At 43.7% G+C, this 15,540-nt stretch carries 11 protein-coding genes; 3 read left to right on the top strand and 8 right to left on the bottom strand.

What is annotated here, in order from left to right:
* Positions 1 to 344: 344 nt before the first annotated feature.
* Positions 345 to 1,136: a polysaccharide deacetylase family protein gene (locus tag G9G53_RS01380; protein ID WP_165144877.1), complete on the top strand. Its 792-nt coding sequence runs from the start codon at positions 345 to 347 to the stop codon at positions 1,134 to 1,136.
* 153 nt (positions 1,137 to 1,289) lie between these two features.
* On the opposite strand, the gene G9G53_RS01375 is transcribed toward G9G53_RS01380, so the two are convergent.
* Entirely contained in the window at positions 1,290 to 2,618 is a 1,329-nt protein-coding gene (locus G9G53_RS01375) for a prolyl oligopeptidase family serine peptidase (protein ID WP_165144875.1), read from the bottom strand.
* Between the two features lie 101 nt (positions 2,619 to 2,719).
* Complete coding sequence (locus G9G53_RS01370) at positions 2,720 to 3,601, bottom strand: AraC family transcriptional regulator (protein ID WP_029516309.1); 882 nt, start codon at positions 3,599 to 3,601, stop codon at positions 2,720 to 2,722.
* A gap of 951 nt (positions 3,602 to 4,552) precedes the next feature.
* On the opposite strand from G9G53_RS01370, the gene G9G53_RS01365 reads away from it, so the two are divergent.
* Together G9G53_RS01365 and G9G53_RS01360 are read left to right on the top strand one after the other, a co-directional pair.
* A complete protein-coding gene (locus tag G9G53_RS01365) occupies positions 4,553 to 5,353 on the top strand; it encodes a Cof-type HAD-IIB family hydrolase (RefSeq protein WP_165144873.1) in 801 nt (266 codons plus the stop codon).
* A 218-nt stretch (positions 5,354 to 5,571) separates the two neighbouring features.
* Positions 5,572 to 6,141 carry a site-specific integrase gene (locus tag G9G53_RS01360; RefSeq protein WP_238437686.1) on the top strand — a complete coding sequence of 190 codons (570 nt, stop codon included), beginning with the start codon at positions 5,572 to 5,574 and terminating at the stop codon, positions 6,139 to 6,141.
* A 746-nt stretch (positions 6,142 to 6,887) separates the two neighbouring features.
* Here the strand turns inward: G9G53_RS01360 and G9G53_RS01355 are convergent.
* From G9G53_RS01355 to G9G53_RS01330, 6 genes are all read right to left on the bottom strand, one after another.
* Complete coding sequence (locus G9G53_RS01355; protein WP_165144871.1) at positions 6,888 to 7,454, bottom strand: phage holin, LLH family; 567 nt, start codon at positions 7,452 to 7,454, stop codon at positions 6,888 to 6,890.
* A 15-nt stretch (positions 7,455 to 7,469) separates the two neighbouring features.
* Positions 7,470 to 8,387 carry a peptidoglycan recognition protein family protein gene (locus tag G9G53_RS01350; protein WP_165144869.1) on the bottom strand — a complete coding sequence of 306 codons (918 nt, stop codon included), beginning with the start codon at positions 8,385 to 8,387 and terminating at the stop codon, positions 7,470 to 7,472.
* Between the two features lie 17 nt (positions 8,388 to 8,404).
* Positions 8,405 to 8,806 carry a protein kinase interacting protein gene (locus G9G53_RS01345; protein WP_165144866.1) on the bottom strand — a complete coding sequence of 134 codons (402 nt, stop codon included), beginning with the start codon at positions 8,804 to 8,806 and terminating at the stop codon, positions 8,405 to 8,407.
* A 112-nt stretch (positions 8,807 to 8,918) separates the two neighbouring features.
* A complete protein-coding gene (locus G9G53_RS01340; protein ID WP_165144863.1) occupies positions 8,919 to 13,469 on the bottom strand; it encodes an LPD38 domain-containing protein in 4,551 nt (1,516 codons plus the stop codon).
* 1 nt (position 13,470) lies between these two features.
* Entirely contained in the window at positions 13,471 to 13,899 is a 429-nt protein-coding gene (locus tag G9G53_RS01335; protein ID WP_165144860.1) for a lytic transglycosylase domain-containing protein, read from the bottom strand.
* Complete coding sequence (locus G9G53_RS01330) at positions 13,896 to 15,506, bottom strand: hypothetical protein (RefSeq protein WP_165144857.1); 1,611 nt, start codon at positions 15,504 to 15,506, stop codon at positions 13,896 to 13,898. The genes G9G53_RS01335 and G9G53_RS01330 overlap by 4 nt, the downstream gene beginning before the upstream one ends.
* Positions 15,507 to 15,540 lie beyond the last annotated feature (34 nt).

Here is a 15,540-nt window from a genome sequence, read left to right as displayed (position 1 = left end):
TATAGGTATGAGCACAAGGACGGTTATAACCCTGTTGAGCTAGCGTTCGATCCAAATACAATCTGTCTAGTTAAAAAGACAAAAAAACCTCCAATTCCGTAAGGAGCCTGCCATTGGCCCATTACGAAGTTGGAGGTTTTAGTTATCTCTATACAATCTCCACTCGGCAGGTGGGTGAACACCTCGTTCACACCCTGATTAATCAGCGTGATGTTCCCTCTAGAATCCGACAAATAGATCTAATCTTGAGTGATTTGAAATGATGAATCTTAGAAACGGGGAATGGTATGCGCTCTTTCTTGGCAGGCTAATGTGAGAATACGTAAGAACGGAGAAGAAGCCTGATGAAATATAACCGATTACTATCTGCAAGTATCGCTGTTTCCTTGTTTTGTGCCAGCTTGTGCCCCACAACCTATACAAATACTGCACAAGCCGCATCTTACACCTCCCCTACTCCTACAAAGGGAAGAGCCTATTATGAAGAACGCGGCGACATTGTATGGGAAGTTCCTACCCATCGCAAGTTGATTGCCCTCACATTCGACGACGGACCGGATGGACGCAATACGCCTGCCATTTTGGATTTGCTTAAAGAATACGATGCTAAAGCGACCTTTTTTGTCGTCGGCAGTCGTGTAGAAAAGCTGCCTCAACTTGTCAAGCGGGAACGAGAAGAAGGGCATGAAGTTGGCAACCATACCTTCCTTCACTCATCCTTTCAGTATATTTCTCGCAACAAAGCTCTGTCCGAATTGGATCAAGCTCAGGCGAGCATCATACAGGCAACTGGTGCGGGGACCCATCTTTTTAGGCCGCCCGGCGGCTCCTATACCGATTCGCTGGTCAAGCTCTCCAAGGAGAAAGGGCTGAAAATTATTTTATGGTCCTGGCATCAGGACACCTTAGATTGGCGAAAACCCGGTGTACATCGTATCGCTAATAAGGTCCTTCGCAACGTCCGTAACGGCGACATTGTCCTCATGCACGATTATGTACATCAAAGTACGCAAACCGTTGAAGCCTTGAAAATTATTCTACCTGAGCTCAAGAAGAGAGGTTATACCTTCGTTACGGTATCTGAATTACTCTCTAATCGGGAAAAACCGGATGGGCTGATTGAAGTGAATAAGTGAAAGGAAGAATTAAACTCCGTCAATTATTTGTTGACGGAGTTTTATATAGCGTTGCAGTATGAGACTCTTGGCATTTGGTTTTGAAAAGGATCTCATCCCCCAAAATATAAAAAGCCGCGATTTACGCGGCAATTAAAAGATCATTGCTATACTTCAGTCCAATGTTTTGGAGGCAAGCCATTGCATCATCGTTGTTTTCTTTCCGTTAATCACCTTCGATACTTCGTTGTTATATACGTAAATCCAAGACCAATGGCCGTTGTATTCATACGGTGTTTGGTCGCTCTTCTTGTACAAACCAGAGGTATCCACTACGTTATCAAATAACGACATATGAACATCCTTTGCTCCAGCATTCACTAAACGGTTGTAAGTCGGAACCGTATAATCGTTGGGCGGAACCACGGTGTCGGTTTTGGCAGCCACAAACCAGATCGGCAGGTCCTTCATTTCGTTAATCTGTTCATCGGTTATAAGACTATCCTTCAAGGCTTCACATGCAACCACAGCTGCTGCAAAATAATCTTTATAGTCACGGATCATCAGCATAGTCATGTAACCACCGTTGGAGTCTCCACCAATGTAGATTCGATCTGTATCAATGTCTTTGTTTTGGGCCACGTAATCCTTAATTAAGGACATCAATGCTTGCTCATACTTGGAGGTTCCGTCCCCAAAGCTTGTAAAGCCATCCATCCAGTAGGTTGGGGTCTGAGGTGCCAACACATAAGCCCCGCCAAAATAGGATTGGATATCCTTAGAGGCAAAATTTGCTGCTTTATTTCCGGCAATCGGAATCGTTGGATCGGTACCTCCCTCACCCATACCATGCAGCCAGATCACCAAAGGGTTTTTCACTTTGTCTTTTGCCGGTGCATAGTCTGCGTAGGTTAAAGTAACTCCATCAAAAGTAGATTTACCGGTCGCAAATTGATCAACCAACTTCCGTATCTGTCCTGCGGAAGTATCAATCTTCAAATCGGAAATCGTTCCGGATTTGGTTTTAATAGCTTTTTGCTGCGTGATCGTGTATTTGTTATCATTCCATGCATTAAACCCGGAGCCTGCCGCATCATAATGAATAGCGGAGCTTAGTGTTAATGTCGGACCGATTTCCATTTCCAATACAACATAGCTTCCGGTTTTATTTACAGGATTTCCACTTTTGTCCGATACATAGGCCTTGGTGACTTTCCGGTTGCCATTTTCAATAAAGGGATTTACCAACCGATTGTCGCTTCTTCCCACATGCACCTTAAATGTATCCTTAGTTATCGCATCTTTAGGGACTGGCTTACCCAGGTTAACAATGATCTTCGTAATGGCTGCTCCCCAATCCTTAACTTCCGCAACCGTCCGGTATGAGGTGGGCTGTATCTTTACATCCTTGGCCCATGCACCGGAGCTGAAAACAAGAGTCGTACCGATAGCTAAAGTGAGTAACATAGTTGTCTTAGCAGCCTTTTGAAACCGTTTAAACATGATGTCTTACCTCCCAGATCCATTAATAGAACGCTTACATTGTTTATTTTAATAATCTTTTTAATTTGCATCCTGTCTTTTATTAGCCTAATTCAGGTCAATTACTGACTCCTTGCTCCAGAATACCTCTTGTTCTCTTTTCGATATTGATGCGGTGTTGCCTGGAAAACCTTCTTAAATACCCTGGCAAAAGACTTCTCGTTCGGAAAACCGTGCTCCAACGCAATTTGTATGATGGAATGATCCGTATTCATAAGAACACGATAAGATCTCTCCAGACGGATGGCATTGATATATTGAAATAGAGTCATCCCTACATGCTTCACAAAAAAACGGGACAAATATTCGGGAGATAGTCCAAAAACCTGGGCTATGGAATCCAGGGATAAGCTTTGATCGTAATTCTCTTTGATATAATTGGTTATCAGCGTCAGCCGCTCCAAATATTTATCAGAGTTAAAGCCGGGGATAGATTCATTGTCCATTTTAAAATGCATTAATAACAGATACACCAGTTTATAAGATAGCGATGTTAAATGGATATGTGCTAAAGAATCATTATGCTGATTGAGATAAGCCACAAATAAGGTGTTTAGCAAATCACGCAGCTCCGCAAAATGCTGTAATCTCTGCTCGTTAGTTTCGAAAATGGATATACAGTCAAATGAAATGGGGTTACTGCCGTTGACATTTGCTCTAATAAATTCAGAAGGAATCAGAACGGTTATGGCCTCTCTTCCTTTTCCCTTAGCCACAGAAAAGGAATGAATAGCATTCGAATTAATGAGCACAATATCTCCTTCTTTGGAGCTATAGCTCGCACCATCAATATAGATATGGTCAATTCTTCCTGAAAGTACATAGGATATTTCGATGCTATCGTGCCAATGCCCAGGTATGTATGCTGGTTCATTGGAGGAATGAACTATAATTTTTAACGGAAAATGATTATCTGCCTGGACCAGCTCATATTTGTATTCCAAGTTTATCGCTCCTCTCAGATGTGACCTCATAAATAGAAGAAAATGGCTTCAGCAGAGTGCCGAAACCACTTGTATTTAACCTCCCTCTCTCTATAAACAAAAAAACCTAAGTATAACAAAATACATAAGATCCTTGGATCTTAACATTTTGTTCCTTAGGTTTTGCCTGCGTAACAGTAACAATCCTAGTGCTATTCATTTAATTAAGCTAAGTATATAGTGGGTTGAAATACATGTCAACGCTTTCATTTTAGAGCGTAATGAAGTGAAAAAACTGGATTAATTTTCGCCTATAAACGTTTTTGAACTTAACTCTTATTTTATAACATGGTTTGTTCCCTGTTCAGAAAATTTCATTTGCCTATATTCATTCATATTCCCGAGATTGTGATTTTTTATGTGATTTTTTGTGATTCAAATAACGAAATATTCATCACATATCGGCCTCATCAACAATTTCCTTCTATTGTATATTGAGGCATAGGAAGTAGCAATGATATTTCTGAAATTTAATATTCTCTAAAATACCTCTTCCTAAACAGCTGGCATTTTAACGATCACATATCATAATTGTGGCTTGGTAACTTGGAAAAATGTACTGAAATTAATTTATTGACATGAAACCAGTTACATATTTTAATCTTGTTTTGTAGCGAGAGATCATAGATAAGCATGTGACCAACTCGTTTTGAATTTTTTTAAAGACATTTTAAATGTCCATTATAAAGTATTTAAAAAAAGAGTTTTATGAATTTCACAGGAGGCGAATTTGATGGGAATATTAGGTGGATATATTGACCACGTGCGTTTTGATGGGTTCGTATTTTATCATTAGCGCAATTGTATATTCGCAAAAGTTCAAATTCTGGTGGAAAACATGCAAGTGAAATACGTCGATCATTGCAATCAGAAGGATAAACAAGACAAACAAAAAACAGGAGGGTAATAAGTATGATTAAACTTGTAGTCACTGATCTAGACGGAACATTTCTGAACAATAAAAGTTTGTACGATGTCGAACTTTTCAAAAAAGTTTATGCAGAGATGCAGCAAAAAGAAGTCACATTTGTCGCATGTACAGGTAAACAATGTGAACGTGTTGAAAAATTGTTTGACGAACATGGCAAGGGAGTTTGGATATTGGGTGACAGTGCTGCTCGAATTAAAAAAGATGGCCAAGTGGTTAAAGAGTTTAGTATTGATCGAGATCTAGCTCTACAGGCAATTGATCAAATTCAAGACTTCGACAACAATATGACACTTATTGTATGTGCTAGTGATGCTGCGTACGTTCATTCTTCCATTTCAGAAGACATGTATAACGTTGTTAAAGGCTCCTATGAACGTGTATTAAAAACAGACTCCTTTGCAAACATAGATAGCTGTTTTATCAAAATTACGGTCTTCGACACGGAGGGACGAAGTACAGCATTAAGAGCGCATGTTGAGAATACGTTGGGTGGGAAAATTTATATTGTTGATTCAGAAGCTAGATGGCTGGATATCACGGCATTGCATACGCATAAAGGTGAGACAGTAAAGAAACTGCAAGAAATGTTGGGCGTCACATACGAGGAAACAATGTCATTTGGTGACGGCGAGAATGATGTGGAACTCATGGCAATTGCGAAATACAGTTTTGCAGTGAGTAATGCTTGTGAAAATACTAAAAAGGCAGCAAACTTCATTACTAAGTCAAACGAAGAAAATGGTGTTCTTCTCACGATTCAAAAAATACTGGATTTGCAGTGATCCTTTCCTTGTCTGTCAACTGGTATTGCATTATGTAAAAGAGGGGGCAATGGTGTGATTGCCCCGCTCATGAAAATGATCAGCATATCGTATCAAATTAATAGCAATGCATTATTAGCGAAGCAAAACGTCAATTTACAGTTAATAAGTATTTAGAAATATTCGTTGAATATAGCATCCTTCATCTTGAACAAGCTGATGACATTGAAATCTTTCACTTGCTTGCCTTTTCAGGGATACGATCTGGGGAACTCTGTGCTTTAAAAGATACGGACTTTAACTTTGAATTAAATGAGTTACGAATAACCAAGACACTTTACAATCCTGATAATAATATGCGTAAATACATTCTAACTCCACCCAAATCTACAGGATCTATTCGTAAATTTAATATAATTGATAACGTTATGAATTTGCTCCAAAGACACATTGTTAAACAACAAGCTTTCAGACTTGAATGCAAGAAATTATTTGATGATTATCATGAAAACAACTTTGTTTTTGCCCACAAGAACGGCTACCCACTCATTCAAAAAAATATATTAATCCGTATGGAACGTATTCTCAAGAAAACCTCAATTAAAAAGAAAGCTACTCCTCACATTTTTCGGCACACTCACATATCGATGCTGACTGAAGCTGAAGTTGATATCAAAACAATCATGAAGCGAGTTGGTCATGATGACGCAAAAACGACATTGAAAGTCTATACACACGTTACGGAGAAAATGAAGAAAAATGCCAATGCGAAGATTAAAAATCACTTCTCAGACATCCTTCAAATCTGACTCGTTGCAGAGAATGTGATTTTTATGTGATTTTATAGAAAAGGGCTCCCTCTCGGGAGCCCTTTAAATAGCGGTATTACAGGGTTTTGAGGCCCTAATTACATCATGCCGCCCATATCGCTTAAAACTGTCGTACTTGATAAAATCGCTTTATCTATAAGGGTTTTGCTTAAAGAGCATTGTCGTACTTGAGTACGAATAAATAGGGCTAAATTTACCTACCGTTACCCTTGCGTTACCCATTGTTACCCAACAAAAGAGCAGTAAGGGTTATCCCTCATGCTCTATATTTCATATAGTCAATAAAGGCAATCCCATTGCCTGTATAGTTTCAGTGTGATAACATAAGAATATAAATAAGGGAGGCGCAACCCTCCCCTAGAACAACGAAATGTGCCTTCACAGCGCGCATTTGATAAACTGGTACCAAAACCCACCGTAGGCGGTCAACCTTTAGCGGTGGGTTTTGCGTTTGTTGCGTCTCAACCTGATCCATCGATAAAGCTTACGTCCACTAAACCAAAGGCTCAGTAGCGTGGCAATTACTTTCAAGACCAAGTAAAGCGCAGCAAATGCAGTCATGGCGTCACCCCCTTTCGGGAAGCTGCGCCGTGACCCCCACCCGTTGTCCAATCCAGATTATACCACAACTCATCTATTATGAGGTGGTTTTTATATCAGCCCAGCTAACCAATCGAGGTAGCTGGGCTTTAGTTTTACACTTAATGACTGCATTCGCATTAATCTTATTCAGTAGTAACAGGTGTTTGTACCGATTCCGCTGGTGCCAGAATAGGCTCAGACTGCACCTGAGCAGGAACCGTGTTGGATACCTCTGCCGTAGCCTGTGCCAAGAAATCATTAAGCTTTGCAGCAAGACCCGATACAGCTTCCTTAGCTGCTACCTGGGAAGCTTCTTCAATATTGATTTGAGGTTCTACTGTAACGATGCCAGTTTGCTGCTTCTGTTTAGAATTGAACTCCAAATAAGCTTTTTCAATAGCAGCCTGCAATTCGGTTGAAGTTACCACAATACCCTGTTCTGTAAGTCTCAAGGATGCATATTGTAAGGCCTCTTGCATCTTTCGGACCCCGCCAGCATCTTTAAACGTAGTCTGAGCAAGTGCGAATGCCTCCCCTGCTACTTTATGGATTACCTCTCGCTGTGCCGCTGTTGTACGTGCGTCTAGCCAATTATTAGCCTTATTCTTAAGTGTGTTAATCCCTGCCAAAGCAAAGGTCACCAGTACGCCTACAATGGCTGTAACAATGGTATTAATAGCTGGTTGAATTGTTTCGATTACGTTTTGCATTTATAAATCCTCCTCTTATTGTGTTGGCAAACCTGCAGCACGCCGCAAGTAATTAGCCAAATTGTTATAGTGTTGCATTTGTTCCTTGTCTCCTGCCTGCTTTGCTTTAAACCAAGCTGGTTGGAGCCAACGGAAAATGATTTCTTGTGCATTGGATTTAAACAGTTTCACAGCTCCAGCAAGCGGTAGATTTTTTTCGTTCAGCCCGGCCGCCGCCCGAAGGTTATTTGCTAGGTTATGAAAATGCGTCTTGCCTTCCTGGTCCGCCGCCTTCTGGCTGGCAAACCAAGCTGGAGATACATAGTTGTCTATAAGTGACTGAGCGATATAAACAGGTAACGGCGTAAAGTCCAGCGCAGGAGCCACAGAAGCGCCTTTTAGCTCCGTTTCCACGTCCTGCACCAAATCCTTGAGCGTCTTACCGATCGTCCCAAGTGCTTGGTCTACGTCCCTCTTACGAGAAGGGTCAAGCTGCTTATGGCTCGGTATGTGTGTACGTGGGTTAATCCCCCATTTGTTGCAGCAGTAAGCCAGATACCATACAAAGCGTTTGTAAGCCTCCAGCGTGTCAATCTTGCCACCGAAACATAGTTCTACACCGAGGGCAATATCGTTTGCATCGTCGCCATACAGCTCGTTATCAAGCTTAATGTTATACAAAACGTGCCACGCCTTTTCTGCTGGATCGGGTCCGGTGCCTGTCGGAATAATCTCCAGTATCTTTTTGTCGTCTATGAATGTCTGCGCTGAAGCAGATCGGTCTACCAGCCCATTGAAATAGGTGTAATGGTTATCCGCTGAAGCTCCTGGATTGCCTGTGTCGTGAGCAACTAAAAAGACCGGATTCCCGCTTGTTAGGCGAGTACCCGGTCTTACGTTATGGCGCTTGTTTATGTAGCGCCGTTCTATCGTGTACTTTTTTGGATTAAACACTTTATAAATCACTCCTTTTACTTAGCTCCTACGAATTGAGATGCGACCATAACTATAATAGTCCCGCCTATTACATACTTTAGTAATTCAAAAATACTTTTGCTCACGGAATGGTTTTCGGTGGTGCTTTGTTGTAATAGCAAAAAAATACGTGTATCTAATCCATCCAGTTTTTCTTTTATGTCCTTATACTGCATGCGTAATTCACTGGTTAAATCTTTGATCTCTTTGACTTCTTTCTCATGTCGATCTGTCGTAGTTTTCAACACTTGAATTTGGTTTTGAAACTTAGCATTTTCAGCAGATATAAGCAATAGTTCATTAGATAAATGAGCCAATCCTTTTTCCACGTCCTCAAGTCTCTGTAAAGGCACTACATCCCCTTCCCCTCCTTGGAAGATATCCCCCGTTTCATTCATGACCTTTCCCCCATCTCTCTATTTTTGCTTAGGAAACTTTTCTTGAGCTTTGTCATAATTATTTAGACAACAAAAAGAGCGCGTCATATACGCGCCCAAGTATCTTCCCCGCTTAGTAAGGGACTTTACCGCGGGCCAGTTCATTACCGCCCTCAGCCAGATCGTTTATTTGTTGTTGCAGCGAACGTAATCTTGCACGTTTCTCCTTATTGCTAATAGATTCATCGTTCTGCACAACCCTAACATCCTTACGAATCGCGCTCATTTTCTTGCTAATCTTGTTCAACTTTTTACGCAGCGAATCATCATACCAAGCAGGAGGCTTCCGTAAATCAGAATCATTATTTACTTGGTCGAGCTTACTCTTGTATTTGTAAAACTCTGTGCTGATATCGTTTGAGAAAACAGGATCAGCAGTAACCTGTTGTGTTAGAGCGTCGCCAAAATCCCCACCTGGCGACAAAAGCGGCTGCCCAAACTGTCCAATGAAGCCAGTATATTGTCGGGCCAGATAATCTAGTTGCTTAGGACTTGTGCCTGTTTTCTCTCCCAGCCAAGTAGCAATCTTGGTCGTTTTAGCATCAGTCTGTAACTCAGGCGATAGGTTTTGCAGATAGCCTGGAACAATTGGCGAGCCGGAAAAAGTTTTGTTAGCCGCCAAGTCAGACACGGGTCCAAGTATTGTTTCGCCGCCCATACCAAGAAGTCGATCGGTGATACTCCCCTCTTTCAACGCGCCCTGTATTCCTGGCGGCGTAAATGTTGTGCGGATACGATCAGCAAAATCCCTAAAGGCTGCCGGATCATCATCCTTAAAACTGCGAAGCAGGCGTTCTGGAAGATCTGAAAATAGAGTACCAAGTTCTTGCGGTTTGGCTATCTTAATAAACGTGCCATCTCCCTTAGGAATCAAGATGAATGAATCCTTTACCCGGTTACTTAACTTTTGGTAATTCGGATCGTCATGGTTCCAGACATATGTCACAACGCTTGGGACTGTCAGGGCCAAAACAGCTTTTATGGTTGCCTTCACTGGATTGTCCTTAAAAACACGAGCGAATTGGTCCAGACCTTGCAGGGCCGCATTCATGTAAGGGAAAGCTTTGTCTAAATCGCGTACTAGTCTCCCCCGCCGCTTAAAATTAACCGTTACATCCTGGGCTGCAAAAAGAGCTTTTTGAAGATCTCCCGGCGCACTACCTTTAGCTACACGCTTAAATTCTGCCAAACGCGGTGCAGACTCCACGGCGTTCATGACATTCTCTAGCCCATAATACAAGCGGGGGCCGAGATCCTTCAACATGTTCTTAGGCAAAACAGAACGTTTGCTTTGAGCCAGCAAATTTCGGTCAGCAGCAATAGGAGAACTATGACCGCCGCCCACCCGTTTGTACTGTTTATACAACTCACCATTACGGAGTATCTGTACAGAAGCGTCAGCCAGATCCATGATAAATCTAACTGGGTTGTTCGTTGTTTTAGAAGCTACATAAGCCTGCGGAATATCTCGAAACAAGTTACGTGTCAGAGAAAAAACAGGGTTTGCTCCAGTAGTTAATGTCTTCATTTTATTGGTCAGCCAGCCGATTGCATCCATAACAGCATTAGCACCCTGCGGCCCGAGTGACGTTACCGCATCAAGAATCTGAGCATCGTGGACTTTTACACGTACTGGCTCACCATTCATGAGCACGCGCACAGTGTCGTCAGTATCCAATCGGTTCCGGTGCAGTCTCGCGTAGTCCTCGTCAAGTGATTGCATGAATTTATCAAGTCCGTTTGCTTCGAGTATCTCCCGTGCTACTTGTTCCTTTGCCTTGTCCCGAGACACAACTACTGTGGCGATATCCTTAAATGCCTCGGCATCTTGATTAAGGTTTTTTACAAACTGCTGCATGACCTGATTACGCTTGGCCGTTTTTACATAGGCATCGACGTTTTCTATCGTTGCCTCAATAGGCGAAATGATTTTCCGCTGAGATCCACCCTTGCTGTAGCCTTTGACCGGATTGGACTGATTACCGTATCCTTGCTTAGCCTTGCCGCCTGCACCATTGCGTTTCTCAAGAGATGTAAAATAACGCTTGTTTGGTACGTAGTACGGATTCTCACGGAACCAAGCTTCTGCCATTTCTTTGCTGATAACACCTGTATCCACCAGCCACGTATTGACCAAGTTGCGGTTAAATTCATACAGCTTATCAGCCGTCTCAGCAAACTCAGGAAACACTCGTTCATATTCACTCACGATTTTTTGTCCCTTTTCGGGTGTCCACTCTAGTTTATCGGAAAACACCTTTTCGCCACGGTCCCACCGAGTAATAGCATGTTTGTTGATAAGATAGTCTTCAAAGTCGACATAAATATTCTTGCTGGTACGTGACCGTAGTTCTCCACGCGTTCCACTATTTACCCGAGTCGCATTTTTCCCACCTGGCAAAGTAGACAAAACATCTTGTAACGAATCCCCAACCACTTCCCCCGCGCTATTCACCATCTTGTCCGTAACAATTTGTCGGGCAACCATATCCGAACCACGCGCAGCCAGACCAAGTTTATGTGTGCTCTCCGTTGCTGACAATTTCCTACCCAGTACGTCTTCAACCATCTTGTCAAACTTATTCATAGAGTGCAGATCGTCAACCAGCGCAGTATACAAACGGTCAGCCGAACCTTTCAGGCTCCGAGGTTCACGCATCTGACGGGTAACCAATTGCGAACGGGTGGAAGTTGATAACGAGTCATACGGCTTTGTACGGCTGAACGCCGAGATACCCAAACCTCCGCTATGATCTTCGTACTGTTTCGGCAATACATAGCTTTCATCGGGCTGAATAGGCGAATTTTCAGACGCAACAGGCTCCTGTCTTGCCCTCGCCGCTTCTTGTCTAGCTTGTCTTGCCCGCATGAACTCAGGAACCGCTGGATCGTTAATATTGAAAGTTTCCTGCTTGTTAATGGATTTATCGTTAATACGAGGACCTGATCCTGATTCCTCTTGTCTTAAACGGCTCGATACAAGCGGCTGATCCGTAACGTGTAAAGCTGGGTCAAACTCCTGCACACCAGTCCGCAAATTATCCCGAGCTGCCGTATAGGCTGCCACTTGTTCATCAAACCCGCTTGTCTGCCGCCAAGAAGGTACCTGTCCTGCTTCATCACGAAAGCCATTATCAACACGCTCTTTCGCCAGATTGTATAAATCCTTATTGCTCGGGACTTTCCCATGAGTCTGGTAAAACTCTTGGTACCACAGCGGATTCTGAGACGTGCGTCCAGAACGGCCAATAACATCACCCTCTGGAGTGCGTTGTAATTGACCTTGCGACACTCCACCGCGACTGTCACGAGACTGTTTGAGGTATTTATACTCGTCAATCAATCTTTGTCCATATTGACTTTCCAGCTCTTGCAGACGTGAGTTAATCTGCTGTATCTCTCCACGCCCTTCAGCAGCGTTTGCCATGTTCCGCCGCGTCTGTGGCAAGCCCTCAGGCAAATCGAACGTAAATGGATTAGCAATTGCTTCGTCACCTGCTTGCTGGACAGATCGGGCTGTTGCAGAATTAATACGAGCGTCCTTTCTACCCACAGGCAGACTGAGAATTTCAGACACTTCACTGTCAGGGATGCCGTTTTTCTTAAACAGCGAACGCCAGCCAGCCCCGACACCTCTGGCCACTACTTCCCCACCAGCTCCAAATGCTGCACCCATACCGGCATTATGAACCATTTCTCTGCCTGTAGTCTCATCACGGTTGATGCCCATTGCTGTATTTCCAACAGCGCCAGCAGCAGCCCCGCTCAACACTCCACGAGTTAACTTATCCGCAGTCCCGGCACTTACTCCCGGAATCCTTGTGGCTTGTCTGCTAATAGTATTTGTAAGGGCGTTACCAGCGCGTGTCGCAAGTACGCCCTCAGCAGCTTCTAGCGGGGCAGTTATTAGGTTCTGTCCTTGAACCCCTGGGGCACCAGGATTAATTCCTGAAGCAGCAAGACCAGCAAGAGAGCCAGTAAAATCTGCTACCTTATCGGCTGTAGCATTGCCAGTTGTAACGTCATAGTAAGGCTTATCACCTGTTACAAAACTACCCGCTTGTCCAAAAGTACGCGATGTAAACTGTCCTGGCTTCGTATCAAACAAGAGTTTTGCAATTCCTCCCGATACCGGTCTTAATGGTGCGATTGCAGGAAACCTTTTTATATCTTGGTCCAGTCCGTCCATCCATTGTTCATATGCACTCAATGGTTTGATCGTTTTACCCGTAGCAGCTCTATAAGTGCCTATAGCATCTCTATTTCCTTGGGTCGCCTGTGTAAACGTGGAATTTTCAATAAAGCCAGGACCAATTATCAGGGATGGAGGCAGCTTAAGACGATTTTTCTCACGTTCAGCCGCCTGTCGTTGCATCTCTTGACCTGCATAATTCAATCCTCTATTAACAAAGTCCTGTACACCCGGACTTGTCAGAGCGCTCTTTACATTGTCTAATAACGTAGGAGGTGAAATATCGGCAGTACGATTTCGCACAGCAGCATATTTGCTTTCGGTATTAACTCCACTTACAGAGCTAGGGTTGTTTACTCTTTCTAATACTCTAGCTCGTGCATCTTCCCCTTGCTGTCTGCGATTACGCACCCCATCGTATTTAGACGCCACATTAACCCCTCCAATTCTTCGTTATCTTCGCTACATACTTCTGTGTTTCTTTTGGTGCATGCGCTTGTATTGCGGACCAACTTTTCCCGTATTTTTTTATAGCCTTGTTTACGTTACCAGGGCCCCAATTATAAGCGGCAAGCGCCAGTTGATAGTCGCCGCCGTAACGGTCAATTTGCCCTTTGAGATACCTCGTACCACCATCAATGTTTTGAGCAGGATCATACACATTGCTAACCCCAAGACCGGCGGCTGTGCCCGGCATAAGTTGCATCAAGCCGGCAGCTCCCACAGGACTTTTCACCCTAGGGTTATAGCTGGACTCTGCATTAATTACCGCGTCAACCAGCCCGGCGGGAACGCCATATTTTTTTGCTGAGCTGGTAATTAACCCCCGATAGGCTTGCGGCGCACCTAACGAGGTATTCATTTTCCCGAATACACTTTTGTGAACTTTTCAATTTCTTTTTTGGACATGCCTAAAGAAGCCAGAATCTGATCTGTTTCAGCATCACTCAAGCCAGCGTCTACAACGTTCTGGAACATTTCTTGGCGTTTGCTAGCATCCGTTGTTATCTTGGTGCCTTCTTTTACACTGTCACCATCAGCGTTTTTACCATACACAGGAACCGAATACAGGCCCTTCATGCTCTCCAGCACTTGATTAGCTGTTAGGCCTCCCTTAGCACCCGATGGATTGGATTGACGATAATCCAAATCGGCCCATTGACGATCATTATCGTCCGCTTGAAGCGCAAGTGTAGCTTGACGGTATGCAACTTGGTTTTGTTCTTGTAAGCTTTGCAAAGCATAAGTCATACCAAACTGCTGAACGTCTTGGTCAAACTTCATCTTCCATTGTTGATCTGTGATCGCGTCCCTTGCCTTCTGATACGCAAACTGTTGGGCTTGGAATGTCTGTGGCGCATTCGGATTAGCTGCCTGTCGATACAGACCCTGCCAATCACTCTGTGGTGTAACCAACTTTCCACTCAACTCGCTGACAGCAGTAGCCGCTTGCTGGTTGGCCTGACGTGTTTGCAGATCCATCTGTTGCCCCTGAAGGGTACGAATGCCTGGACTTGCTGTACGAGCCGTATTGTAGTTCACATTAGCTCCGTACTTGCTTGGATCGATACCCAATGCTGACAACTGCGCCCGGATACCGTCTGCTTGTTTCGTCAGGCTGGCACGTTGCTCTGCTGTAACACCTTTAACTTCTGCCTGTTGCTTGAGTGACAACAATTGATCAATTGCTTGTCGTCCTTCTGCCGGCAGGTAATTGCCTGTAAGTTGCGCCTCGGTGATCGGATTTTGGAAATACTCCTGATTTTGCAAGCCATACAAATTAGTAAGGTCGCCCATTTTGTCTCGCTGAACTCCATAATTAAGCTGTTGAAGCTGCAAATCACGATTGGCCGCATCCTGATACCGTGCATATGACTGCTGCATGAGTTGCGGTACCAGTGTATTCGCTAGGCTCGACATGGTGTTGTCAGCCACTTGATTTGATACCAGTTCGCTATAAGAGGACTTGCCTTGACCATTTGCCCTCAAACGAGCGTTAGTGTCGGCCTGCTCCGTTTCGATGTTCCGCTTAGCCTCTGCGAGACTCGATGTATACGATGGATCATCCTGCGGATTATAGCTCCACGGATCAGGAGCTTTATATTGGAATGATGGCTGATTGTTAATCATATCGTTCATACGTTGTAATGTTTGCTCCGTCTGTCTTTGGACGGGCGTATACGTGGCCTGTGGTGAACTTTGTACACCGGTAGCAGCCTGTACCATTGGACTTGGAGAAGATGTAGGCTGATTAGGAACCTTCACAGGTGCGCTGGTAGGCTTTAAGCTGTTCCATGCATTATTAAATCCTTGTTGTGTTGTCATGGCAGATCCATTGTTAACAGAACCAGCTTTCAAAAAGTTCTTCCCATCTACTGTTACATATCCATTGCTGTATCCAATTCGGCTATTGTTAACGCCTTTACTGTTCAGCGCCTGCCGGATGCCGTAATTATTGGTGGTTTCCATTTCACACCTCCGTTTCTGAGCATGAAAAAAGGAC

The organism is Paenibacillus sp. EKM206P, from assembly GCF_011066155.1.
Classification (GTDB): domain Bacteria; phylum Bacillota; class Bacilli; order Paenibacillales; family Paenibacillaceae; genus Paenibacillus; species Paenibacillus polymyxa_D.
Note: the sequence above shows the minus strand (reverse complement) of the source record. Positions and strands in the feature narration are given on the sequence as shown.